We start from the raw sequence: 25497 nt of genomic DNA, 5'->3' as shown, positions 1-25497 counted from the left end.
TTCCCCGGAAGAGAGGATCCATGCAGCACCACAAGCTCGAGTACCGCGTCGTTACCGACGGGTTGATCTTTCCCGAAGGGCCGATCGCGATGGCGGACGGCTCGGTGCTGGTGGTGGAGATCAAGGGCGGCCGCTTGATTCGCGTACGTCCCGATGGCGCCAAGGAGGTCGTGGCCGAGCTGGGCGGCGGTCCCAACGGCGCCGCCATCGGCCCGGACGGCGCCTGCTACGTGGCGCAGAACGGCGGTTTCCACTGGCTGCAGGAGGACATCTTCGGCGTCCAGGGCTACAATCGCCCGCACGGCCGCGCCCACAATTACGCCGGCGGCTCGATCCAGCGCGTCGACCTCGCCACCGGCGCGGTGACGACGCTCTACACCGAGTGCGACGGCATCGCGATCAACGGGCCGAACGACATCGTCTTCGATGCGAGCGGTGACATGTGGTTCACGGACCATGGCAAGACCTACGACGGCGTCATGGACCAGGGCGCGCTCTACCATGCGGCGGCGGACGGATCGTGGATCCGGCGCGCGGTGTTCCCGATGGTCACGCCCAACGGCTGCGGCCTCTCGCCCGACGAGCGCACGCTCTACGCCTCGGAGACGGAGACCGGGCGACTGTGGCAATGGCCGATCACCGGCCGCGGCGAAGTGGGCAAGGTCGCCTGGCCTTCGCCCAACGGCGGCACCATGCTGGGGCAGGCGACCGGCTACCAGCGCTTTGATTCCATGGCGCTGGAGGCGAACGGCAACATCTGCGTCGCCACGCTGGTGACGGGCGGCATCACCGTGTTCTCTCCCGCTGGCGAGAAGCTGGAATACTGGGAGGGGCCAGAGCCCTACTGCACCAACATCTGCTTCGGCGGCCCGGACCTGCGCACCGCCTACATCACCGTCTCGGGCCACGGGCTGCTGATCGCGGTGGACTGGCCGCGCCCCGGCCTGCCGCTGCTCCACCAGCGATGAACGCACCCAAGCCGCATCCGATGCGCGGCAAGAGCCGCGTGCTGCTCGCCGCGCTGATGGGCACGGCGGTCGAGTTCTACGACTTCTTCATCTACGGCACCGCCGCCGCGCTGGTGTTCGGGCCGCTGTTCTTTCCGGCGGCCTCGGCCGCGGCGCAGACGCTGCTCGCCTTTGCCAGCTTCGGCATCGCCTTCCTGGCGCGGCCGGTCGGCGCGGTGGTGTTCGGCCATTTCGGGGACCGCATCGGCCGCAAGTCGACGCTGGTCGCCTCCCTGCTGACGATGGGGCTGTCGACCTTCGCCATCGCCCTGCTGCCGACTTATGCCGTCGCCGGCTGGATCGCGCCGGCGCTGCTATGCCTGATGCGCTTCGGCCAGGGCTTCGGGCTTGGCGGCGAGTGGGGCGGCGCGGCGCTGCTCACCGCCGAGCATGCGCCGGCCGGGTGGGAGAGCCGCTTCGTCTCGGTCATGCAGCTTGGCTCGCCGATCGGATTTTTCGCCGCGAACGGCGTGTTCCTGCTGCTCGGCGCCTTGCTGAGCGACGCGCAGTTCATGGCGTGGGGCTGGCGCATCCCGTTCATCGCCAGTGCCGTGCTGGTCGCCATCGGCCTCTACGTGCGCTTGCGGATCGAGGAGACCCCGCAGTTTCGCGCCGCGCTGGAACGCGAGGACGTGGTGCGCGTGCCCTTCGTCGAGATCGTCTCGCGCCATGGCGGACACCTGGTCGCCGGGGCCGCCGGCGTCGTGGCGACCTTTGCGGTGTTCTACATCGCGACCTCGTTCGCGCTCGCGCTCGCGGTGGCGGAACTCGGCTACGATCGGCAGGCGATCCTGGTGGTGCAGATGATCGCCAACTGCTTCTACATCGCTGGCATCCTGATGGCGGGACACCTTGCCGACCGCACCGGACCCGCGCGCGTGCTGGCCGGCGGCGCGATCGCGACGGCGCTCGTCGGGCTGATCTTCGAGGCGGGCATGCGCTCGGGATCGCTGCTGCTGCTGGGCGCGACCTTGTGCGCGGCGATGCTGGTGCTGGGCTTCAACAACGGGCCGCTCGGGAGCTGGCTCGCCAGCCTGTTCCCGGTGCGGTCGCGCTACACGGGCGTGTCGCTCGCCTTCAATGCGGGCGGCATCCTGGGCGGCGCGGTGGTGCCGTTCGTCGCGCAGCTGCTGGTAGTGCGGGGACTGTCGCGCACCACCGGCGTGCTGCTGCTGCTGGCTGGCCTCGCAACCCTCGCGGGAACGGCCTTTGCCCGCCCCGCACGTATCCGACATACCATTGAAGGAACAGTCCATTGAGCGACTTCGACGACTGGGTGGGCCGCAGCCAGGCCACCACCGACACGCTGGATTGCGCCCGCAGCAACGCGCTGAGCGTCGCACTGGGCGGCGAGGGCACGCTGCAGGCGGGTGACGCCCTGCCACTGCTGCACCACTGGCTCTACTTCTGGGACGTGAAGCCGCCTGCCGGCCTTGGCCAGGACGGTCATCCGGCGAAAGGCGGCTTCCTGCCGCCGGTGCCGCTGCCGCGCCGCATGTGGGCGGGCGGGCGCCTGACGTTCCACAAGCCGCTGCTGCTGGGCGCGCAGGTGACGAAGACCTCGACGATCCTGTCGGTCAACGAGAAGACCGGGCGGACCGGCACGCTCGTCTTCGTGACCGTCCGCCACGAGCTGGATGGCGGGGACGGCGTCGCCGTGAGCGAGGAGCAGGACTTGGTCTACCGCGAACCGGCCGGCGCCAGCCTGCCGATGCCCGTCGCCGCCCCGGCGCCGCGAGCGGCCTGGCTGGAGCAGGTCGATCCCGATCCGGTGCTGCTGTTCCGTTACTCGGCGCTGACCATGAACGGGCACCGCATCCACTACGACCGGCCTTATGCGATCGGCGAAGAGGCCTACCCGGGTCTTGTCGTTCATGGTCCGCTGCAGGCGACACTGCTGATCGCCATTGCCGAGCGTAACCTCCACGCGCCGATCACCGGCTTCAGCTTCCGCGGGCAGCAGCCGGCGTTCGATGGCGTGCCGCTGCACGTCTGCGGCGGTCCCGGCGAAGGCGGGGCCGAGGTGTGGACGCAGCAGGGCGAGGCCAAGAACATGGTGGCGAGCGTCAGCACGGCGGCCCTGTCGTGAGCGCAGTTCCGCGCAGCCTGCTGTTCACCCCCGGATCACGGCCGGACCGCTTCGCAAAAGCAGGCGCGACGGCGACCGAGGGGCTGATCCTCGATCTGGAGGATGCGGTGGCCGCGGCGGACAAGGACAGCGCCCGCGAGCATGTCGCCGCGTTCCTCTCCCATCGGGGAGCGGTGCGCCAGCAGGTGACGGTGCGGATAAACCCACTTTCGAGCGTGGCCGGGCTGCTCGACCTGGCGATGATCGCCCGCTCGGCCGCCGCCCCCGAGTTCGTGCTGCTGCCCAAGGCGGAAAGCGCCGAGCAGGTCCGGCTACTGGCACAGGTCCTGGAAGGCGCCGGCTCGCAGGCCCGCATCGGCGCGCTGGTGGAATCGGCGCGCGGCGTCGCTCGCGCTGCGGAACTGGCCGAAGCGGACGCGCGCCTGGCGTTTGTCATGTTCGGCGCAGCCGACTATGCGGCGGACCTGGGGCAGGACGTCGCGATCTATCGTCCCGACCATGCGCGGGCGGCGATCGTCAACGCCGCCGCGGCCGGCGGCATCGTCGCTATCGATTCCCCGTTCTTCGCTATCGACGGCCCCGATGCGCTGGTCGAAGATTGCACGGGCGGGCGCGCCCTGGGCTTCCACGGTAAGGCCGCGATCCACCCGTCACAGATCGAGGCGATCAACGCGAGCTACACGCCGCGCGAGGAAGAACGCGCCCGCGCCCGGCGCATTCTGGATGCCGCGACCGATGGCGTGGGCGTGCTCGACGGCGAGATGGTCGACATCGCGATGGTCCGCTGGGCCAGGCGCATCGATTGAGGCTCAGGCGCTCGCAACTGCCATTCCTCCCAATCTGGAGACGAAGATGACTGCCAACTACCAACTGTTCATCGACGGCGCCTGGCGCGATGCGTCCGAGGGCGCGGTCATGGATGCCGTCAACCCCTACGATCAGGAGGTGCACGGCCGGGTTCCGGTCGCGACGCAGCAGGACGTGGAAGACGCGATCGATGCGGCGCGCCGCGCGTTCGACGGCACCTGGCGCAAGACCTCTCCCGGTGAGCGCGCCAGGCTGCTCAACAAGGCGGCGGACATGATCGATGCCAACGCGGACCGCCTGGCGCTGCTGGAGACCACCGACAACGGCAAGGTCATCCGCGAGACCCACAACCAGATGGGCTATGCCGCGCGCATCTTCCGCTACTACGCTGCATGGGCCGACAAGATGCATGGCGATGTCGTGCCGCTGGACCAGAAGGACACGCTCGACCTGACGATCCGGGTGCCGTTCGGCGTAGTCGCCTGCGTTACCGCATGGAACTCCCCGGTCGCGATCCTGACCAACACGCTGCCGGCGGCGCTGGCCGCGGGCAACTGCGTGATCCTCAAGCCCAGCGAGCACGCCTCCACCACCACGATCGAGATCGTGAAGATCTGTGAGGCCGCGGGCTTCCCGGCCGGCGTCGTCCAGGTGGTGACCGGGGCGGCGGACGTTGGCCGGTGGCTCACCTCCAGCCGCAAGGTGGACAAGATCAGCTTCACCGGCAGCCCGGGCGTGGGCCGCAGAATCGCGGAGATCGCGGGCGGCAATCTCAAGCCGGTGACGATGGAGCTGGGCGGCAAGTCGCCCAACATCGTGTTCGACGATGCCGATTTCGACCGCGCGCTGATTGGCGCGCTCGCGGGCATTTTCGGCGCGACCGGCCAAACCTGCATCGCCGGCTCGCGGCTGCTGGTCCAGCGCGGCATCTACGACCGCATGGTGGAGGGCCTGGCGAGCCGCGCGGCGATGATCCGCATGGGCGACCCCCGCCTGCCCGAAACCGAGATGGGCACCGCCGCCAACGCGCCGCAGTTCGACAAGATTCTCTCGTTCATCGATGTGGCGAAAGGCGACGGCGCGCGCCTCGTGGCCGGCGGCAAGCGGGCGGACGGCCCGGGGCTGGAGAAGGGCTTCTTCATCGAGCCGACAATCTTCGCCGACGTGCGCAACGACATGAAGGTCGCGGCCGAGGAAATCTTCGGTCCGGTCCTATCGATCATCCCCTTTGACGAGGAAGAGGAAGCGGTGCAGATCGCCAACGACACGCCCTACGGCCTCGCCAGCGGCGTCTGGTCGGAAAGCATCACGCGCTGCATGCGGATGATGCGCGCGATCGACAGCGGCGTCGTCTGGGTCAACACCTACCGCGTCGCAGCCCCGCAGGCGCCGTTCGGCGGCATGAAGGACTCCGGCTTCGGCCGCGTGCGGGGCGAGGCGGGCATCCTGGAGTTCACGCAGACCAAGACCGTGTTCATCGACTTCTCGGGCGACCGGCGCGATCCGTTCTCAATGAAATTCTGACAGGCTGCCCACGAGCAGCATGAATGAACTCGACCTTGTGAATTGCCACCTGCGCTACATTCCGTCATCCGCCACCCACATAATTGGTCAAATTTGGCATTCGCGTACTCGTGAGTTCGAATGAGAAGCGCGGAATCCCACCCGTTGAAGATGGTATAGAAAAATGAAAGAAAATTTGTAAGGGGTTCAGAGTAAGGTATTTTTACCGTCTACTTTAAAAAATTCGTCATATGGTGAAAGGGTTGGATCAGCTATTCGAATCCCATCCTCTCCGCCAGGGACCCCTCCACAGGGGTCTCCAAATGCCCACTCGGATAGACATTTTCCCTCTGAAATCTGACGTTTAGCAGGCTCAGGCGACCACAGTCGTCCACAGGCCTCCAATACGCATGTGGTTCTGATTCGTGGTCTCGGCGCTGAAAAACGTGGTCTCGGAGATGACGATGTTGAGCGACGCAAAAGTCCGCGGGGTCAAGCCGCGCGACAAGGCCTACAAGCTGACCGACAGCCACCGGCTCTACCTGCTGGTGACCCCTGGCGGATCGAAGCTGTGGAAGTGGAACTACGCCTACGACGGCAAGCAGAAGACCATGGCCTTCGGGAGCTATCCAGTGGTCACTCTCGCCGAGGCGAGGACGAAACGCGACGAGGGCAGGGCCATGCTGCTCGACGGCAAGGACCCCGCGATCCAGAAGAAGCTGCGGATCGAAGCAAATTTCGAGATGGCCCGCAACACCTTCGAGCTGGTGGCGCGCGAATGGTATGAGACGGTCAAGGCGCAGTGGGCCAGGGTCCATGCCGAAGACGTCCTGCGCAGCCTTGAGCGCGACGCCTTTCCCTTCATCGGCGATCTGCCGGTTTCGCAGCTGACGCCGCCCAAGGTCCTCGAGGTGCTGCAGGCGATCGAGCAGCGTGGCGCCATCGAATCGGCCAGGCGCCTGCGGCAGCGGATCTCCTCCGTGTTCGTTTTTGCGATCGCCAAAGGCATCGCAGAGAAGGATTCGGCCGAGAAGCTCGCCGCAGTCCTCAAGCCCCTGCGCAAGGGGCGCCAGCCGGCCATCACCGACCTCAAGGCCCTCAAGAAGATGATCGGCGAGGCCGAGCAGGACTATGCCAGGCCGATCACCCGACTGGCACTGCGTCTGCTTGCTCTCACGGCGGTGCGGCCCAGCGAGCTTCGCGGCGCGCTGTGGGAGGAGTTCCACGATCTCAACGGCGGCGAGCCCCTGTGGCGAATTCCCGCCTCGCGTATGAAAGGCGATCTCGACCGCAAGGAGGAGATCGGCGGCGATCACCTGGTTCCGCTGGCCCCGCAAAGCATCGACGTGCTACGTGTCCTATGGCCGTTGACCGGGGGAGGGGGACTGGTGTTCCCCGGCAACCGTCACGGGCACCGGCCGATGAGTGAGAATGCCATCGGATATCTCCTCAACCGGGCCGGTTATCATGGCCGGCATGTGCCCCACGGGTTCCGGGCGGCATTCTCGACGATCATGAACGAATGGGCTGAGCGTCATGGCAAGAAGCACGACCGCAAGGTGATCGACCTGATGCTGGCCCATGTGCCTACCGGCAAGGTCGAGGGCGCATACAACCGGGCGGCCTATCTGGAGCGCCGCCGCGAACTTGCGGTGACCTGGGCCGACCTTCTGACCAAGGGGCTGCCGTCGCTCGAACTGCTCGTCGATCTGCCGGCCAAGGAGCTCATGAAGGAGTCTCGCCGAAAGAGACTACCTCAGGTGCCGGCGGATTTCCGCTTTCCAGATCTGGCGACCTAGTTCGTACGGGGTGCTGCCGGTTCGTGGATCCGCCGTGATCCACTGCATCGGCTTACGACAAGCATGCGGCACGGCCATATTCATGGGCAACACCATCCAGGCTTTCGCTGGCAAAAAAGCGAATAGCGCCCGATCCGATTGACCCGCGCTGGGACTTAGCCGCCGCGCATCGGCAATGTGCTGAACGGCGGGTTCTGCCGCCAGCTGACATTCGGCGATCACCAAAGTGGCCTAAGGGGAGAGGGCAAAAACTGGGCAGGTGCAGACTGTCGAGCTTTGGCGGACGACTTCGAAAACTGCTGCTTAGTGAAGCAGTTTTCGGTTCATCCGGCATAATCGGTGGCACGATGAAACATCCGCACCATGCCACGGCGAAAGGCTTGGCGTGTGTCATAGTCGTCGGCAAGAGCCAGACGAACGATATCTTCGCACCTTTCCAGAGATTGGACCGCTGCTGCATCCTCTGCGCAGCGCGCGAGCCAGTCGGCGGACTGCGCGACGGCTCGTCGGTGTATCACGCCTGCCTGATTGCACTGCGCCGGCATTCTGTCGCTGCAACCCATCGCAAAAGCAAGATAAGCGATATAGTCGGGCTGCCAGAGATCGCCGACCACACCCATCGCATTCGCGTCCGGAATATGGTTGCCGAGCAGCTCGCAACCACTCCCATCGATAAACGGTTCGCCTCGGGGAAAGCATGCCTTTGCGAAATAGCCGAAAGCGCGTTCCGGCCGGGGAGTGACCGAAAGGCCCTTCTGATAGATTATACCAAGATATTTGCAGGCATATGGGGCGACCCCAACATCATCCGATTCACAGACCTGCGCCATCTTCGCCTTCGATCGGCCGTAGTCGCGCAGCCTTGGATTCAGAAAATAAATCTTGCCCGCTTCGTAGCAGCCGCCAACCTGAAAGCCCGCGGTGCAAGAAGCTTCGTATGCTGCGAGCGCCGCCTCGGCATTGCCAAGTTTTTCCGCCTGGACGCCAGCTCGCCAGCAAGTGTCGACATTCGCATCCTGTGAGCAGCCGGCACTCGTCATTTCATCACTTCGCACCGACCTTGAGTTGGCTGGGGCTGAAACTGCCGCCGAACTGATCATCAGGATCAAGACCGCCCATAACGATTTCATATCCTTCTCCCAGCCCCTGCTCAGAGCCGCCTTGCACTTTAAAAGGACATTTCCCTGCATGTGCAGCAACAGAACGATTTCATACACCCGTTGAACTCCACCAACACGCCTGTATACGAGTTTGCGATGTCGAGTTCCCTTTACCGATGCATGGCAACCCTGTGCAATGCCACCGTGCTTTTCCTGATCCAGCCAGTTCATGCCCAACAAATCCCCGGTCCGGCCCAGGAAATGGCTGCCGATTCCGTGGTGGGAACATATTCCAGCTTGGAGATGGAACTGGCGGCGGGCCTTCGCATCAATTCCGACGGCACTTTCGAGTATGGCTTGAGTGTCGGATCGCTCGATGAGCGGGCGCAGGGTCGCTGGAAGCGCGTTGGTGGCCGGATCGAGCTGACGAGCGATCCGCGACCGGTTGCGCCCGCGATCTCTGCAAGCAGGATCGAAGATGCGCCTGGCCAAGAATTTTCGATCCGGCTTGTCGCACCGAACGGCCTCGACATTCCGGGAGTCGATTTGCGTATTGATTTCGATACCGGGCAGCCACTGGAGTCCCATTTGGCAGGAGGTCCGTGGATCTTGCCGACAAACGAAAAGCGCCAACCGCGCTTCGTGACTTTCAGCAAGAAAGCCTATCGGATCGATTCTGGACCGCTGTCGCTGAGCGCCGATGCCGGCACGGTCGCGATCTTTGTGCTGACGCCGAACGATTTCGGCGTCGTCGACCTGACCGGCGCGTATCTTGAGCAGAACGGGGAAAACCTTGTACTAACGCGGCCGGAAGGAACGATCACTTTCGAACGCCCCGAGCGGACATCGGATGTCGCAGAGACCGAAGCGCTGGCGGCTCCTCGATCCGACCGCACACCTCCGGGGAACGAATGAAAGCTCTCGTGCTCGGACAACCGGTAAGAGAACGGCTGGGATTGGGGCGCATCGCTGTCAAACGACAACGCGCCGAGCGAATGACCGGCTTTGGCAAAAGTAGCTGTTCAGAGCCCGATCGGCGAACGGCTTAATTGGTCAACACCCGGCGGAATAGCGGACGGTTCGCATCCAGGAGCGCAATTTCGACGCTGAGTGACCGCGAACGGCCGGCCATGGTCTTGCGGCGTGCCTGAACTTGAACTCAGGGCATCCGCACCACGACCTCGCGGGGGAACCCTGCCGCGAGATGATCGATCAACGCCCGCACGGCTGGCGGCAGGCCCCGGCGGGTGGTGAAAACGAGGTGCACGATGCCCTGGAGTCCGCGCCAGTCGGGCAGCACGTGGGCCAGCTTGCCGGCGAGCAGCGCCTCGCGGCAAACGTGGTCGGGCAGTATCGCGATGCCGAGGCCGTCGATGGCGGCGTTGCGTACCGCGGCCATGTCGGTGCAGCCCATGCGCGGCGCGGTGCGGATGGCATGTCTGCGGCCATCCTCGCTCTCCAGGTGCCATTCGAGATCGTCGGCGGCGTCATCGGTGGCGAGCGTCGGCAGGTTTGCGAGCTGCTCCACCTGCTTGATCTGGCCTGCCAGTTCGGGGCAGGCGACGAGGATACGCGTCGATCTACCTAGCGAGCGCATGGTGAGCGCGGCGTCGCTGGTCGGCGCGGCGCGCACGCGCAAGGCAAGATCGATCCGCTCCTCGATCAGGTCTACTGCGCGGTCGGTCGCCACGAGCTGCAGGCGCACCTTGGGATAGCGGGCAAGGAACGTGGATATCAGCCCCGAGATGGGCTCGACCATGCCGGTGGGACAGCTGAAGCGGATGCGGCCATGGGGTTCGGCATGTGCCTCGAGCACCAGCGCCTCGGCCTGCTCGGCCTCGGCCAATATGGCTCGGCACCGCTCGTAGAAGGCAAGGCCGGTGTCGGTCACGCGGAAGCGCCGGCTCGAGCGCTCGATAAGACGCAAGCCGAGGCGCTCCTCCAGCCCGGCGATGCGGCGGCTCAGCTTGGACTTGGGTTCCCGGAGCGCGCGCCCCGCCGCAGCAAAGCCGCCGTGCGCCACCACTTCGGCAAAATAGACATAGTCATTCAGGTCGATCCGCATCATCGTTCCTCCAGGGGAACGCTAAGTGCCATATCTGCTGTCTACACGCATCATCGTTCTGAGGGCATCTCGTTCAGGCAACGGCGGTTCGCCGGAACACGAAGGAGAAAGACGATGACGAAGAAGTTCAATCACAAGGTGGTGGTGGTGACCGGTGGCACCAGCGGGATCGGTCTGGCGACGGCAAAGGCTTTTGCCGATGAGGGCGCATCGGTGTTCATCACCGGGCGGCGGCAGGACACACTCGATGCCGCAGTGAAGGCGATCGGCGGGCGCGTAACCGGCGTCCAGGGCGACATGGCCAAACTCGCCGACATCGACCGGCTCTACGACGCGATCCAGCAGCAGCATGCGCAGATCGACGTGGTTTTCGCCAATGCCGGCGGCGGCGAGATGATGATGCTCGGGGCGATCACCGAGGAGCACTACCAGAGCACTTTCGACACCAACGTGAAGGGGGTGCTGTTCACCGTCCAGAAGGCACTGCCGCTGCTCAAGGACGGAGCCTCGGTGATCCTCACGAGTTCGACCACGAGCATTTCGGGCACACCTGCCTTCAGCGTGTACTCGGCGACCAAGGCGGCGGTGCGCAACTTCGCGCGCAACTGGATACTCGACCTCAAGGATCGCCGCATCCGTGTCAACGCCGTCAGCCCCGGCGTGACTGAGACCGCCGGGCTCGACCAGCTCTTCGGCGGCAGCGAGCAGGCGGCGGGCACCAAGGACTATCTCGCCAGCCTGATCCCCGCGGGCCGGATCGGTCAGCCCGAGGAAATCGCCAAGGCCGTGCTGTTCCTCGCCTCCGACGACGCGAGCTTCGTCAACGGCGTCGAACTCTTCGTCGATGGCGGCCAGGTGCAGATCTGATCACCACGCTCGAAGGCCGATGGCATGTCGCCTCGGGTGGCAAACCATCTGGCCGCTTGGCCGTCGCGGAGAGAAAACCGGACCGACCGAAATCGGGAAGGAGAAATGGGCGGCTGAACGGCGACAAAGGGTCGATCGCAGAGGCAACTGCTACCCTTAGAAATTCAGTTTTCTCGCTCCGACCTTCGGTAAGCGTAAGTAATATTATATGAACTGCGAGGCCGCCGTATTCCATCGCAAATAGCTTCAAGCCAATGAGCGAATTTCTCGGACGCGTGGCGGCCAGCGCGATGGAGGTTCGCTCTGCTTGTCGCATCCGCGCTTGCTTTGATGCGATTCTTCCGTAGCTTACGCAAATATCCATATTGAGGGGCAACAAAATGGATAAGCGCGTCATGTCGCAGGGTGGACCGTCGAACCGGCGGACGACGAAGTTGTTTCTCGGATCCGCTCTGGCCAGCACGGCCGTCGGCCTTGCCTTGCCCGCACATGCGCAGGACGCCTGCGGGACTCACGTCCATGGCGTGGTGACCTGCACTCGGGCGGGCAATTCCTATCCGGACGGGATCGAGTACTACTCTCCCGCCGCCGATCCGGCGCTTGATCCGGGCCTCGACCCTGCAGCGCCGGTGGTCGACCTGACCGTCGTGCTGGAACCGGGCGTGCGCATCGCGCCAACGAGCAGCGTGCCGGGCGTCGCGGTGATCGGGTTCAACGACGGCGCGGTGACGCTTGACGGCGGGGGCGACACCGCGATCGAGGTGAGCGGCACCGGATCGCTCGGCGTGCTTGGCCTCACCAATTACGGTGACCTGACCATCAACGCCGACAGCATCGTCGCCAGCGAGCGCGCGTCGGGCGGGATCAACGCCAATTCCAACCAGGGCGACATCACGATCACCGCCAACACCATCACGGTGACCGGCAACAGCGGGATGGGGATCAGCGCCAATTCCTACCGCGGCGACGTGAACATCGACGTTGGTACCGTATCGTCCTCCGGTTACTATGTCGGCGGCATCAATGCCTATGCCGGGCATGGCGACATCTCGATCACGGCGGACGAAGTCAGCACGACGGGCGGCAGCTTCTACAACTACGGTTCGACGGCAATCGAGGCGCGGGCCTATGGGGGTTCCATCGGCATGGACCTTGGCACCGTGTCGACCGAGGCGGACTATTCGAACGGCGTCACCGCAGTGTCCTTCGCCGGGGATGGCGTGGTGGACATCACCGCCGACACCATCACCACGGCGGGCTTCGCCTCGCTGGGCGTGCTGATGCAGGGCGACACCGCCAACCTCTCGGTCGAGAACCTCAGCACCAGCGGCGATGGAGCCTATGGCGCGGTCATGTTCAGCACCGGCGTCGGCGCGGCGAGCTTCACCTCGACCGGGACGGTATCGACCAGCGGCGAGGACGCGATGGGCGTCTTCGTGAAGTCGTACTACGGCGGCAGCACCGTGATCGACGTCGCCAACGTCACCACGCAGGGCGACAACTCGACGGCGGTCTACGGCTATTCGCAAGCGGGCGACGTGGCGATCACGGTCCATGACGCAGCGACCGTGGGCGACAATTCCCCGGCGGTGGAGGCCTTGGGCTACAACACCTCCGTCACCGTGACCGGCACCGTATCGACGCAGGGAGACGCGTCCGAGGGCGTCGTGGCGGTCGGCTTCCTGGGCAATGCCGATGTCGTCAACACCGGCTCGATCAGCACCAGCGGCTACGGTTCGACGGGCATCTATGCGGGCGCGTACTACGACGTTTCGGTAAGCGGCACCGGATCCGTGCAGACGAGCGGCGACGGCGCGGTCGGCATCGAAGGGTTCAGCCTCTACGGCGGGATCAGCATCGCCGCAGGTTCGGTGACTACGACCGGCGAGTACGCGCAGGGCATCCGCGCCTATGCGGCCAGCTTCTACGGTGGAAGCGACGTGACGGTGAACGTCGGGTCGGTCACGACGAGCGGCACGCTATCGGACGGCATCGCTGCCCTTTCATTGACCGGCAATGTCGACGTGACCTCCACCGGCGCGATCTCGACGGCGGGAGACGGGGCGTTCGGCGCCTATGCCTTCAGCCTGCTCGGCGATGCCTCGATCACGGTCAACGACGTGACCACGACCGGCGACGACGCGGTGGGCGTGCAGGCCTATGGCTACAACGCCAGCGTCACCGTCAACGGCGACCTTTCGACAAGCGGCACTGACGGCGACTTCTACTTCGGCGCGGGCGGCGTGCAGGCGACGGGCTCGTTCGGCACCGCGACGGTCACGATCAACGGCTCGGTGACAACTGCAGGCAATTACGCCACCGGCGTCTTCGCGAGCGGCTACTACGGCGCGACCGTCACCAATTCGGGTGCCATCGCGACCAGCGGCGACTTCGCCAACGGCGTCACCGTCGAGGCGATCTACGGCCCCGGCGTGGTGGTGAACAACGGCACGATCGCGACCTCGGGAGAGAGCAGCGCGGGCATCATCGTCGATGGTTACGACGATGTCGTGGTGCAGGGCTCGGGCTCAGTGACGACCTCTGGCAATTATTCGGCGGGCATCGGCGTATCGACGATCTACGGTACGGCGTCGGTCACGATCGGCTCGGTGGCGACTACCGGCGAAGTGGCGACGGCGATCAACGCCTATGGCTCGCAGGGCACGACGGTCAGCGTTGGTACGGTCTCGACCGAGGGTACGAACTCGCTGGGCGTGCTGGCGGGCAGCTACGGCGATGTCAGCGTGACCGCAGGCCATGTCTCCACTGCCGGGGACGACAGCGATGCGATCCGCGCGGCAACGTTCGGCACCGGCAGCACAATCACCATCGATGCGGGCAGGCTCAGCACGGCGGGCGCGAACAGCAATGCGATCACCGCGCTCGGCTTCGGCGGCGACGTGGCGGTCAACCTGACGGGCGCGGTTACGGCGGCGCAGGATACGGCGATCACGATCCAGTCGGCGGGCGACGTGACCGTCGCTGTCGGAACGGCGGCGTCAGTGACGGGAGCGATCGACGGTATCGAGACCGATGCCGAGGGCACCACCACGATCACCAACCGGGGGACGCTCAACACTGGTAGCGGCCATGCCATCGTCGTGGCGGGCGGTCCGGCGGTGATCGCCAACGCGGGCACCATCAGTGGCCGCGTGCTGCTGTCGGCGGGCGATGACCGCTTCACCAATACCGGCCTGTTCCGCGCGAGCGCCAGCAGCGACTTCGGCGCGGGCAGCGACGTGTTCACCAACTCCGGCACGCTGCTCGTCGATGCACCGGGCACCGCGCCGCTCAGCGTGACCTTTACCGGGCTGGAAGCCTTCGCTAACTCGGGGCTCGTGGACTTGCGCAACGGCACCGTGGGCGACCAGCTGACGCTGCGCGGTTCCTTCACCGGATCGGGCGCGAGCCGGCTGGGCCTCGACCTCACCTCCAGCGCGGCGGGCGTGATGACGGCTGACCGGCTGAACGTCGGCACGACGGCGGGATCGACGCAGATCCAGCTCGACCTTGGCGGCACCGTCTACGTCACGCCGGGGCTGACGCTGGTGCAGGCCTCGGCGTCGTCCTCGCCCACGGCCTTCACGCTGGCGCCGGACCTTGCCGAAGTAGGCTTCGTCGCGCTCGATCTTGTCTACCGGCCGACGACGTTCGCCTACCAGCTCGTCGGCACGCCGGGTGCGGGGGCCTATCGCGCGGCCAAGGCGCTCGAGGGGGCGCAGAGCCTCTGGTATCGTTCGGCCGACGCGGTGACGGCGCACCTTGCCGCCGTGCGCGACGGGCGGTTTTCCAACGGTGCGGACTCAGGCGGCTTCTGGCTGCAGATGTCGGGCGGCGTCGACAAGCGGGACGAGACACGCTCAGTCAGCCAGTTCGGCATCGCGCGCAGCTATGACCTCGATTACCGGCAGGACTACTTCGGCGGCCAGCTCGGCTTCGACATCGGCACCATGGGCGAGAAGGGCGGCGTGGTCTTCGGCCTGACCGGCGGCTACCTTTCCTCCACCCTGCGCTTCGCGGAGGCGACCCGGTTCGAGTACGACGCGTTGAACGCTGGCGCCTATGCATCGCTGCGGGCGGGTGGGTTCTTCGCCAACGGGCTGCTCAAGTACGACCATTACTGGATCGACGCGCACGGCGGCTCGACCGGGTACAAGGACAGCCTCGGCGGCGATTCCATCGGCGCGCAGGCGGAGGCGGGCTTCCGCTTCGGCTCGACCGGGTTCTTCGCCGAACCGCTGGCGAGCATCGCCTACGTGCGCACCAGCCTCGACGATCTGGAGGCGCTCGGTCAGGTGCTCGACTACGACCGCGCCGACGGGTTGCGTGGCAAGGCGGGCCTGCGCCTCGGTGGCACCACGGCCATCGGCGGCGGCAACATGCTCACGTTCTATGCCAGCGGCATGGCGGTGAAGGAGTTCAAGGGCCGGGACGGTGCGACCTTCGTGTCCGGTCCCTACGCCCTCGCGCTCGGCAACCGCCGCATCGGCACGTACGGGCAGGGCACGCTGGGCCTCAACGTGACGACTCCGGGCGGCATCAGCGGCTTCATCGAGGGCACGCTCGACGCCAGCGGCGACTACAGCGGTGCGGGCGGCCGGGCCGGGATCAAGATCCCGTTCTGAGGCATCCCGGCAAGCAGGACATCATGACGGAAACCGAATGACGGATACGGGCAAGGCCCCCGCGAACGGGCCGACCAACATCTCGGTCTCGCGTGGGCTGGCGGACTGGCTGCTGCGCAACCGCGCGAGCTTCGCGTTCACTTCGTACCAGACCGGGCAGCTGTTCCTGACCGGGGTGCTGGCGAACGGGACGATCTCGTTCAACCAGCAGAACTTCACCCGCGCGATGGGGGTCTGCTACCAGCCGGGGCGGCTCTACCTCGGCTCGCTGCATCAGGTCTGGCGGCTGGAGAACATGCTGAAGCCCGGGCAGGTGGCGAACCAGCAGTTCGACATGGCGCTCGTCCCGCGCAACGCGCAGACCACGGGCGACGTCGACGTGCATGAGGTCGGCACCGACCGGGCGGGCCGCGTTCTGTTCGTCAACACGAAATACAGCTGCCTCGCCACGCTGGACCTCAACCACAGCTTCCGTCCGATCTGGAAGCCGCCCTTCATTTCGAAGCTGGCGCCTGAGGACCGCTGCCACCTCAACGGCATGGCGATCCAGGACGGCCGCCCGCGCTACGTCACCGCTGTCAGCCGCAGCGACATCGTCAACGGCTGGCGCGAGCGGCGGCACGAAGGCGGCGTGCTGATCGACGTCGACACCGACCGTATCGTCACCGACCAGCTCTCGATGCCGCACAGCCCGCGCGTCGACGGCGCGTCGGTGCTGGCGCTCGACAGCGGGCGCGGACAGATCATCCGCATTGATCCCGAAACCGGCCGAAAGACCGACATCGCCTTCTGCCCCGGCTTCCTGCGCGGCATGGCGCTGCACAATGGCCATGCGCTTGTCACCATCTCCAAGCCGCGCAACGGCACGTTCGCCGGCCTCCTGCTCGACGGCGAGATCAAGGCGCGCGATGCCGAACCGTGGTGTGGCGTGCTGGTGGTGGAGCTTTCCAGCGGCAGCATTGTCGAATGGATCAGGCTGGAAGGCTTCATCACCGAACTGTTTGACGTGACCGTACTGCCCGGCGTGCGCTGTCCGATGTCGATCGGGCCAGAGACGCTGGAAATCCGTTCGACGATCAGCTTCGACGAGACTGTGCGGCCGCTGGAGTGAGGGTATTGCAAGCCGATCTTCAACCGCTATTTGCCATGCAAACCAAGAAAGCATCTCAGTTTGCCTAGCGCGGGGCATTGCCATCCGGCTTCTGGCGCTCCGTCGATGACGTCCCATTGCAGGATTCCGTTTCAGGAGGCTGGCATAGCAAGAATGCTCGGTTGTTGACCGCCAAAATCTCGCCTACCCGACTAGTTCATCACCGTAAGCCGAATGGCGGGCTTCAAAGCTCTAACCCGAAAACGGACCGGTGGCTCACGGCAAAAGGCCTTCACAATGGAACAGCGGAACGTCCGGACCTGGGGCTCGAAAGCTAACGGCTGAACGACGGATAAGGGTCGAAGCGGACGAAACCGGTTACGAGGCGCAATCCGAGTTACATTCAGCGTACGGGAAAAAAGTGCGCTCGGCAGGCACTTAATCGTCGAAACGATGGAGGACCACTACTTCGAACTGAGCGTCCTGCGGCGCCGCCAGGGATCTCGGTCGCGATGGCACCTCACGGCCAAATTCGGGTTCGAACCGGGCCAGCGTGTGGCCGTCAGCGTCCGAAAATGGTGTGGGGCTTAGTGTGGGACTGATTGTCACGGAACTATTTTTATAGTTGTATTTCATTACTTTAGATGTACAGGAAAATCCCTCCCGCTCCGCCATTCACCCATCCCCCAGTGTTCGTAGACAACTGCCGGAACGCCCGGATTTCCGCGGTTATTCTGGTTGCCGTCAATCGTTCCTGTTCATTCAAATTCGCCTACAGCCCCGTTAAAATGTGGGGAACTGACATGGGCAAGCTGACCGCCACCGAATTCAGAGCCGCATAGGGCAGGCCCGACGGGCATCTGAACCTTCCATACCCTTGTGCTAAGCTTGGGCTTGCGACAGACCTCCAATGTCGGAAGTCCTGCCTCCTGCAGATCATAGTCGATGAGTGCTGCAAACACGCGGCCGGTCTTGCCATTCGACCTTTCTCACAGAGACAGGCCGCTGGGCGACAAGATCGAACGACGGCGATCTGGCAGCACCATGTCATGCATGCACTTCGCTTCTTTCGTCGCCGGGCTGTTCTGGCCGCTCTGGTCGTGGCAATCGCGGTCGGCCTTGCCGGCGCAGAGGGGGCGATCGCCGCACTGCCATCGCAAACGTCGGCGACGCCTCGGGCGGTTACACGCTCCGGCACCGTCATAGGCAGCGTACAAGACCAAGTGGAGGTCTTTCGAGGCATCCCCTACGCGGCGCCCCCGGTCGGCGAGCTGCGTTGGCGGGCGCCGCAGCTGGCTCCGGCCTGGAAGGGGGCTCGGCCTGCCCTCGCGTTCGGCGCCGACTGCATGCAGGACACGAAGACCAATCCGCTGCCACCCGGGCATGCGGTCCCAGCATCGGAAGACTGCCTATACCTCAACGTCTGGCGGCCGGCCGGAACGAAGGCGGGCGAACGTCTTCCGGTGATGGTGTGGATTCATGGCGGCGGGTTCATCATGGGCTCGGGCGCGATGTCGACTTACGACGGATCAGCCCTGGCCCGAAGGGGCGCCATCATCGTCACCATCAATTACCGGCTCGGCCGCTTCGGCAATTTCACAACGCCCGCATTGTACGAACAGCAAGTCAAGTTCGGCGAACCGGCGGCGAACTTCTGGCTCATGGACCAGATTGCGGCCCTGCGCTGGGTAAGGGACAATGCAGCGGGCTTCGGCGGCGATCCCGATCGGGTCACGCTCATCGGCGAATCGGCTGGTGCCGTCTCCGTGGCCACGCTGCTCGCGGTGAAGCCGGCGCTGGGGCTGTTCCGACAGGCGATCATGCAGTCCGGCTCTCCCCGCCGGATCCTCACACCTCTTGCGCAAAGCCAGCAGGCAGGGCTGTCGTGGGCCTTGTCGAAGGGCATCGCGGACGATGACCCCGCTGCCTTGCGCCGCCTTTCCACGCAGATCGTGCTCGATGCTCCGGTCACCGCGGTCAGCGAACCGGTGGAGGACGGTGATCTGCTGTGCGAACCCCCGTCCGCCACATTCGCGCGCGGACAGGCGGCGAAGGTGCCTGTGCTGATCGGAGCGAACGACTGGGAGGAAAGCCTGCTGCGGTGGATGCCGGACGCGCTGCCGGCCCTCGCGGCGCGGCTCGGCGCCCACCGCGCGGAAGGGTTGCGACTGTACGATGCAGCGCGCATCGGAGAGAATGCGGCCTTGAGCCGCATGTGGGGGGACGCTGCGATGGTAGAGCCGGCGCGGCAGACCGCCCGCCTGGCTCTCGCCGCGGGAGGTCCGGTTTGGCTCTACCACTTCTCCTATGTGCCTGAGGCCCTGCGCGCCACGCGTCCCGGTGCGGGACACGGCGACGAGATCGAATTCGTCTTTGCCAATCCGAACGCGCAATCCGGCTGGACGCAGGACGATCAGGCGATGGCCGATGCGATGGCTGCGAGGTGGATCGCCTTCGCAAAGACCGGATTTCCCGGCGTCGTCGAATCTCCGGCCTGGCCGCAGCTTACCCGCGAAGAGGACATCCTGCTGGCGTTCACGAATTCCGGACAACGCATCGTCCGGGAGTACAAGAAAGCGCAGCTTGATTTCCTGCGTGATCGCCTTGGCCGAGGGTCGCTCTACGGAGACAAGTAATCTCCTGCCCGTGGGCGGCTGACCAAGCCAGGCGGCCGATGGGGGCCATAGCCGACGACGATGACGCGTTTTCCACATGCCTCTCGTGCTCGCGCTCGTCGCGACGTGCCGGCGTCAGGGCCGTCTTCGGGCGCGGGCCCGAGGGCCCGCGCTCCCGGGTTTAGCGGCGGACCGGGCGGTCGATGATGGCCTGGCGCGGCTTGGGCAGGACCACGCCGACCTGGCGGGCATAGGCCTCCCAGGCGGCCACGAGTTGCGCCTTGCGGGCAGGCTCGCCGGGGGAGAGGTCGTGGAGTTCGCCGGGGTCGGCGGCCACGTCGAACAAGCGCCAGGTGCCATCCCCGGCATCGGTGATCTTCCAGTTGCCCTGTCGCAGGCTGCGGCCGCCGAACAGCTCCTCGCCCACGGCATCGTCGGCGCCGTAGACCTCGGTCGAGCGGCCCTGCAGCCAGCCCGCCCAGCTCTTGCCCCGGATCGGGCGCACCGCGCGCCCCTGGAAACGCGATCCCGGCGGGGAGACGTGCGCCAGGTCGAGCACCGTGGGCACCACGTCCGCGACGTTGGTGTAGGCGCGGCCGATCCCCCGCTTGATGCCCGGGCCCGAGAGGAACGACACGACGCGGATGCCGCCCTCGGTCGGATAGGCCTTCACCCGCCACGAGGGAGCGGTGGCGGCCGTCGCCCAGCCCGGTCCGACGGACTCGTAGGACGAGGCCTGGCCGATGTTCTCCACCCGGTTGTCGGCGCGGGCATGGACCGCGTTCAGCATGCCCATGCTGGGCTCGTCGAGGTTGGAGCCTTCGGCGCCGTTGTCGGCCAGGAACAGGATGACGGTGTTCTCGTACTCGCCCGTGTCCTTGAGCGTGCGGATTACCCGCCCGAGCGCCTCGTCCATCCGGTCGACCATCGCCGCGTAGACTTCCATGCGGCGGATCTCGCGCGCCTTTTCGGCGGGGGTGAGCGCAGCCCAGCGGGGGGCGAGATCGGCATCGTGCGCCGCCACCTCGGGATCGAGCAGCCCCAGTTCGACCTGGCGCTTCAGCCGCTGCTCTCGCAGCGCGTCGTAGCCGGCGTCGTAGCGTCCCTTGTACTTCGCGATGGTTTCGGGCGGCGCCTGCAAGGGGAAGTGCGGCGCCGTGAAGGCCAGGTAGGCGAAGAACGGCTTGGCGCCCTCGGTCCCCGCCTTGGCGGCCTTCAACTGGGAGGCGAGGCTGTCCGCGAAATAGTCCGACGAGTAGAACGTCTCGGGCAAGGTCAGCACTTGCTGGCCGTTCCTGGTATAGGCCGCTCCGAAGCTGGTGCGGTCCTGGGCCACGGCCTTGCCGAAGTGGTTGTGCCCCCCTTGCAGCAGCGCGAAGCTGGTCTCGAACCCGCGGGCATGCGGGTCCTGCTCCGGCGTGAGGCCGAGGTGCCACTTGCCCGCGTAGTGGGTGCGGTAGCCCTTGTCCTTGAGGAGCTCGGCGAGCGTCGCGTTATCGGCCCTGAGCGAGCCTTCGTAGTTCGGCTTGCCGACCTGGTTGGGCGCGAGGACCTCGACCATGTTGCCCACGCCCGCCTCGTGGTGGTCGAGCCCGGTCAGCAGCATCGAGCGCGTCGGCGAGCAGGTGGGTGCGGTATGGAAGCCGGTCAGCTTCAGACCGCGCGCGGCGAGCGCGTCGAGGTTGGGCGTGGCGATCTCCCCGCCGAAGGCGCCGATGTCGGAATACCCGAGATCGTCGGCGACGATGATGAGGAAGTTGGGCCGCTGCGGCGTCGCCGCCTCCTGCGCTGGCGCCGGGCCGGCGGCAAGCGCGACGAGCGCGGTGGTGAGATAGGCAAGCTTGCGTATCATGTGGATCTCCCTGGACGGTTCCTTCGAAGTTGTAGCGTTGGGCACGGGCGTCACCACTTGGCGCGCAGGGTGGCGCCCACGGTGCGCGGCTCTCCGACGATCGCGGTGATGAGGCCGAAGGTGCCCGGCGATCGCGAGACGTAGTAGTCCTCGTTCGTCAGGTTGCGGGCCCAGAACGCGAGGTCGTATGTGCCGTCGCCGAAGCGCAGGCCGACGCGGGCGTTGACCACGCCATAGGCCGGCACCACGCCGTAGATGCTGTTGGTGGCGGTGCTGTTGAACGAGGAGCGGTGCAGGAAGTCCGCGTGAACGTAGCCCTCGACATCGCCCCCGAGCGGCTGCGAGGCGTCGGCCCCCAGCGAATAGGCGAACTTCGAGACGCCCGGCAGGCGCGTGCCGGAAAGATCCTGCACCTGCGGCGTGCCGGGGATGGCAAGCTCCGGGCGCTGGGGGGCGTTGGCGTAGCTGACGAACTTGGCGTCGGTGTAGGCGCCGGACGCGGTCAGCCGCAGCCACGAGGTCGCGGAAAAGGCGAGATCGGCTTCCAGCCCCTTGGAGCGGACCTTGGGGATGTTGTCGATGTACTGGACGAAGGCGGTGGTGCCCGGCACCTGCTCCGACACGTTGCCCTGGTAGTCCTTGACGTTGGTGAGGAACGCGGCGGCGTTGAAGGTGAGGCGGTTCTGCAGGAACTGCGACTTCAGGCCGATCTCGAAGGCATCGACCTTCTCGGGCGCGACCACCGGCCGGCTGGCGCCGCCCGCGGTGACGTTCAGGCCGCCCGACTTGCTGCCGTGCGAATACGTCGCGTAGAGCAGGGCATCGGGCGTCACCTTGTAGCCCAGCGTCACCAGCCCCGAGAGCGCATCCGACTTCTGCTTGGCCTCGAACGCGACATCGGTCACCTGGAACTGCGCCTGCTGCGCGGCCGTGAGCAGGCTGCGGTCGCCGCCGCTGTCGGGCGCGAGGAAGCGGCTGAAGGAGCCGTCCTTGTCCTCGTGCGTGTAGCGCAGGCCCGCGGTCAGCGTCAGCGCATCGGTCAGGTGCCAGTCGAGCTGGCCGAAGGCCGCATAGCTCTTGGTGCGCGGATCGGAATAGCTGTCGGTCACCAGCCCGGTGAGCGCCCGGTCGAGCGTGGCGAGCGCCGCGGGCGGCGTGCTCGACGGCAGGTTCCACTCGGCGAAATCGGCACCGTAGCCGGTCTTGCCGTAGCCGCGGATGATCTGCCAGAAATAGAACAGCCCGACCTGGTAGTCGATCGTGTTCTCGCCGTTGGAGGCGAACCGCAGCTCCTGGCTGAACTGGCGCTGGAAGTTCTGCTGCTGTGCCAGCGTGTTGATCGAGAGCGAGGTGCCGTCGCCGTCGTTCGCCGGATACCAGTCCCACCACCGGTACGCGGTGATAGAGGTGAGCGATGCCGGGCCGAGGTCCCAGTCGATCTCGCCCGAAACGCCGTAGCTCTCCATGTTGGCCTGGTAGTGCGCGTCGGCAGCGCCCACGCGCGAAAACGCGTTCTCGGTGGGCAGCGCGTAGTTCAGGCGGGCGGCGCGGTCGAAGATGTTGTTGGCGATCACCGTCCCGTTGGCGAAGGTCGAGAAGTAGCCGTCGATCAGGTTGAGCTGGTGGTGCAGCGTCTGCTTCGAGTAGTCGGCGATCACCCGGATCTTCACGTCGTCGGCCGGCAGGATCAGCAGTTGCCCGCGCGCGGTGAAGTTGTCGTAGTCCTGTGCCTTGGTCAGGTCGGCCTGGTTGAGCAGGAATCCGTCGCGGTGGGTGTCGGCCACGCTCAGGCGCACCGCCACCTTGTCGGCGATGATCGGCACGGAGCCGGAGGCGCGGATCTGGTGATAGCCGTAGTCGCCCAGCGATCCCTCGACGGTGAGGTCGGGATCGAAGCTGGGCGCGCGGGTGGTGACGTTCAGCGCGCCCGCCGTGGTGTTCTTGCCGAACAGCGTGCCTTGCGGTCCGCGCAGCACCTCGACCTGGGCGATGTCGACGAGGTCGAACTGCGATTGGCCCGGCCGGCCGAAATAGACGCCGTCGACATAGAACCCGACGCCGTACTCCAGGCCGTCGACCGCGAGCGAGGAGTTGGCGCCCAGGCCGCGGATGTTGACGTTGGTGTTGCGCGGGTTGAAGCTCGCGACCTGCAGGCTGGGGACGAGCTGCTGGATCTGGTTGACGGTGAAGTTTCCGGTGCGATCGAGTGTACCGGCGTCCACCACGCTGATGGCGACGGGCACGTCCTGCGAGTTCTCCTCGCGGCGGCGGGCGGTGACCACGATCGGGTCGCCGATGGCCTCGGCCTCGGCCGCCGCTTCGCTGCCGGCGGCCTCCCCGGCCGCCTCCTCGGCGGACAGGGCCGGTGTCGCGGCCACCAGCGCCAGCACGGCGGCGCTGCCGCGCAGTGCCAAATTCCTCATGTCGTCTCCTCCTGAACGTGTCGTCAAAGGCGCCTGGCCCGCAGGTACGGCGCGCGCGAGATGGGGGCGCAGCGGGGTGCTGCGCCGTGGAGATCGGGGTTGTCGGTGCAAGGATGGCCGCGGCGTACGGCCAGGCTGCTGCCGGCTCCGGACGCCCGGCGGGGGCGTCCGGCCGGGCCTTTCGGTTGTGGGCGGCGCTAGGGCCGGTCGCGATCAGGCATGGGCGCCTGCCGCACGGCGATCGAGCTCGCGCCGGATCTGCGCATGGGCCGCCTCGTCGAGGGTGAAGCCGCGCAGCAGCGCCGCGGAGCACAAGTGGGCGAGCGCCGGTCCCACCGCAAAGGTGACCAGCAGGGCGGTGAGCGCGGTCGGGCTGTTGTGCGCCGCCGCCGGATCGAACCCGGCCGCGCCGACCAGCGGGAGCGCGACGCCCACCGCCAGCGCCATGCCGGCCTTCATCGAGATACTGAAGGCGGAGAAGAACAGGGCGGTGCGGTCCTGCCCGGTCTTGAGACGATGCTGGTCGGCGATGTCCGAGACCATCGCCCGCAGCATGAGATTGCCGGAGCCCTGGGCGAGCCCCTGCGCCGCGGTGAGTGCGATCAGCAGCCCGAGGTTGCCGGGGGTCAGCGCGAGGAGGCCGAGGTTGATCGCGACTTGCACCAGCTCGCCGGTGATCGCCGCGCGATGCTTGCCGATGCGGCTCGCCACCTGCATCCAGATCGGCCCGGCGGCGATGCCGAAGATGTACTGCGAGAGCATCAGCGTCGCGCCCCACTCGGGCAGGCCCATGTAGATCGAGACGACGAACAGCAGCAGGGTGTTGCGCACGCCTTGCCCGAAGGTCACCGCCAGGTCCGAGAGGATGACGCGCAGGAGCAGCTTCTCCCGCGCGATCACCCGGATCGTGGCGAGGGGGCCGAGCGGCTTCGCGCGCGATGCCTCGCGCGCGGGCGCCTCCGGAAAGGCGCGGAGGGTGAGCCAGGCGGCGGGCAGGAGCGCCAGCAGGACGAAGCCGCCCATTGCTCCCAGCTTGAGCCTGTCGTCGCCCAGGTGGAGATGGTCGATCAGGGCAGGCAGCAGGATGACCAGCAGGAGCGCCGAGGACGACGCGACGGTGGCGAAGGTGGCGACGCGGGTGCGCTCGTGATACTGGCCGCTGATCTCTCCCGACCAGGCGAGATAGGGGATCTGGATCATGGCGCAGCCGAGGTAGAACGTGAACAGCGCCAGGCCCAGGTAAAGCGGGGAGACGCCGGCCGGCGGGAAGAACAGCGCCGCCGCGGCCAGGGCAAAGACGATGACGCCGGCGGCGATCCAGGGGCGGCGGCGTCCCAGCCGGCTGCGCGTGCGATCGCTCAGCGTGCCGACCAGGGGATCGGCGAAAACCCCCCAGAGCCGCTCGAGAAGGAAGATCGTGCCGAGCGCGCCCAGCGAGATCCCGAACTGCTGCGCGTAGATCGCCGGCAGGAAGTTGAGGATCGGCAGCTGCGCCGCCGTGAACGGGATCGCCAGGGTGGAGAAGGCGGCGAGCCGCCGCGCGCTCAATCCGCTCTGGACGGGCTCCGCCCTCTCGTTCTGGGGGGAGCGTGCGGAAGCATATATCGTTGCCATGACCCGGGCCTTTGCGCTGGACGGGGAAGGAGGGGATCGGC

The 25497-nt window shown here is 66.2% G+C and carries 16 protein-coding genes; 11 read left to right on the top strand and 5 right to left on the bottom strand.

Annotated features, from left to right (window positions below; translation table 11 throughout):
- The first annotated feature begins 20 nt into the window (after positions 1-20).
- From ACFFJC_RS16100 to ACFFJC_RS16075, 6 genes are all read left to right on the top strand, one after another.
- Positions 21-968 carry an SMP-30/gluconolactonase/LRE family protein gene (locus tag ACFFJC_RS16100; RefSeq protein WP_379488503.1) on the top strand — a complete coding sequence of 316 codons (948 nt, stop codon included), beginning with the start codon at positions 21-23 and terminating at the stop codon, positions 966-968.
- The gene (locus ACFFJC_RS16095) at positions 965-2266 is read left to right on the top strand and encodes an MFS transporter (RefSeq protein WP_379488502.1); all 1302 of its coding nucleotides are present in this window, start codon (positions 965-967) and stop codon (positions 2264-2266) included. Before ACFFJC_RS16100 ends, ACFFJC_RS16095 begins: the two co-directional genes overlap by 4 nt.
- Positions 2263-3096 (top strand): HTD2 family dehydratase, encoded by an 834-nt coding sequence (locus ACFFJC_RS16090; protein WP_379488501.1) that lies wholly within the window; start codon positions 2263-2265, stop codon positions 3094-3096. The genes ACFFJC_RS16095 and ACFFJC_RS16090 overlap by 4 nt, the downstream gene beginning before the upstream one ends.
- A complete protein-coding gene (locus ACFFJC_RS16085) occupies positions 3093-3902 on the top strand; it encodes an HpcH/HpaI aldolase/citrate lyase family protein (RefSeq protein ID WP_379488500.1) in 810 nt (269 codons plus the stop codon). The genes ACFFJC_RS16090 and ACFFJC_RS16085 overlap by 4 nt, the downstream gene beginning before the upstream one ends.
- Positions 3903-3948: 46 nt before the next feature.
- Complete coding sequence (locus ACFFJC_RS16080) at positions 3949-5427, top strand: aldehyde dehydrogenase (RefSeq protein ID WP_379488499.1); 1479 nt, start codon at positions 3949-3951, stop codon at positions 5425-5427.
- Between the two features lie 404 nt (positions 5428-5831).
- Positions 5832-7205 (top strand): tyrosine-type recombinase/integrase, encoded by a 1374-nt coding sequence (locus ACFFJC_RS16075; protein WP_379488498.1) that lies wholly within the window; start codon positions 5832-5834, stop codon positions 7203-7205.
- Positions 7206-7528: 323 nt separating this feature from the next.
- Here the strand turns inward: ACFFJC_RS16075 and ACFFJC_RS16070 are convergent, their stop codons facing one another.
- Complete coding sequence (locus ACFFJC_RS16070; RefSeq protein ID WP_379488497.1) at positions 7529-8422, bottom strand: SEL1-like repeat protein; 894 nt, start codon at positions 8420-8422, stop codon at positions 7529-7531.
- A 63-nt stretch (positions 8423-8485) separates the two neighbouring features.
- Between ACFFJC_RS16070 and ACFFJC_RS16065 the strand changes: the two genes are divergently transcribed.
- On the top strand, positions 8486-9220 hold the full coding sequence (locus ACFFJC_RS16065; protein ID WP_379488496.1) for a hypothetical protein: 735 nt from the start codon (positions 8486-8488) through the stop codon (positions 9218-9220).
- A 244-nt stretch (positions 9221-9464) separates the two neighbouring features.
- Here ACFFJC_RS16065 and ACFFJC_RS16060 read toward each other — a convergent pair whose 3' ends face one another.
- Positions 9465-10373, bottom strand: a complete 909-nt coding sequence (locus ACFFJC_RS16060) for a LysR family transcriptional regulator (RefSeq protein ID WP_379488495.1) — start codon at positions 10371-10373, stop codon at positions 9465-9467.
- A 111-nt stretch (positions 10374-10484) separates the two neighbouring features.
- Here ACFFJC_RS16060 and ACFFJC_RS16055 point away from each other — a divergent pair, with 111 nt between their 5' ends.
- The 4 genes from ACFFJC_RS16055 (at position 10485) to ACFFJC_RS16040 (ending at position 19588) form a co-directional block, all read left to right on the top strand.
- The gene (locus tag ACFFJC_RS16055; RefSeq protein ID WP_379488494.1) at positions 10485-11237 is read left to right on the top strand and encodes an SDR family NAD(P)-dependent oxidoreductase; all 753 of its coding nucleotides are present in this window, start codon (positions 10485-10487) and stop codon (positions 11235-11237) included.
- A gap of 524 nt (positions 11238-11761) precedes the next feature.
- Positions 11762-15862, top strand: a complete 4101-nt coding sequence (locus tag ACFFJC_RS16050) for a beta strand repeat-containing protein (RefSeq protein WP_379488493.1) — start codon at positions 11762-11764, stop codon at positions 15860-15862.
- A gap of 37 nt (positions 15863-15899) precedes the next feature.
- On the top strand, positions 15900-16973 hold the full coding sequence (locus ACFFJC_RS16045) for a TIGR03032 family protein (RefSeq protein WP_379488492.1): 1074 nt from the start codon (positions 15900-15902) through the stop codon (positions 16971-16973).
- A 1028-nt stretch (positions 16974-18001) separates the two neighbouring features.
- Positions 18002-19588 (top strand): carboxylesterase/lipase family protein, encoded by a 1587-nt coding sequence (locus ACFFJC_RS16040; RefSeq protein WP_379488491.1) that lies wholly within the window; start codon positions 18002-18004, stop codon positions 19586-19588.
- 160 nt (positions 19589-19748) lie between these two features.
- Here ACFFJC_RS16040 and ACFFJC_RS16035 read toward each other — a convergent pair whose 3' ends face one another.
- From ACFFJC_RS16035 to ACFFJC_RS16025, 3 genes are all read right to left on the bottom strand, one after another.
- Complete coding sequence (locus ACFFJC_RS16035) at positions 19749-21419, bottom strand: arylsulfatase (RefSeq protein ID WP_379488490.1); 1671 nt, start codon at positions 21417-21419, stop codon at positions 19749-19751.
- Positions 21420-21469: 50 nt separating this feature from the next.
- A complete protein-coding gene (locus ACFFJC_RS16030) occupies positions 21470-23842 on the bottom strand; it encodes a TonB-dependent receptor (RefSeq protein WP_379488489.1) in 2373 nt (790 codons plus the stop codon).
- Positions 23843-24055: 213 nt separating this feature from the next.
- On the bottom strand, positions 24056-25456 hold the full coding sequence (locus ACFFJC_RS16025; protein ID WP_379488488.1) for an MFS transporter: 1401 nt from the start codon (positions 25454-25456) through the stop codon (positions 24056-24058).
- Between the last annotated feature and the right edge of the window lie 41 nt (positions 25457-25497).

It is taken from the genome of Novosphingobium soli, assembly GCF_042432915.1.
In the GTDB taxonomy this organism is placed as follows: Bacteria; Pseudomonadota; Alphaproteobacteria; order Sphingomonadales; family Sphingomonadaceae; genus Novosphingobium; species Novosphingobium soli.
This window is presented reverse-complemented; position numbering and strand designations above follow the sequence as displayed.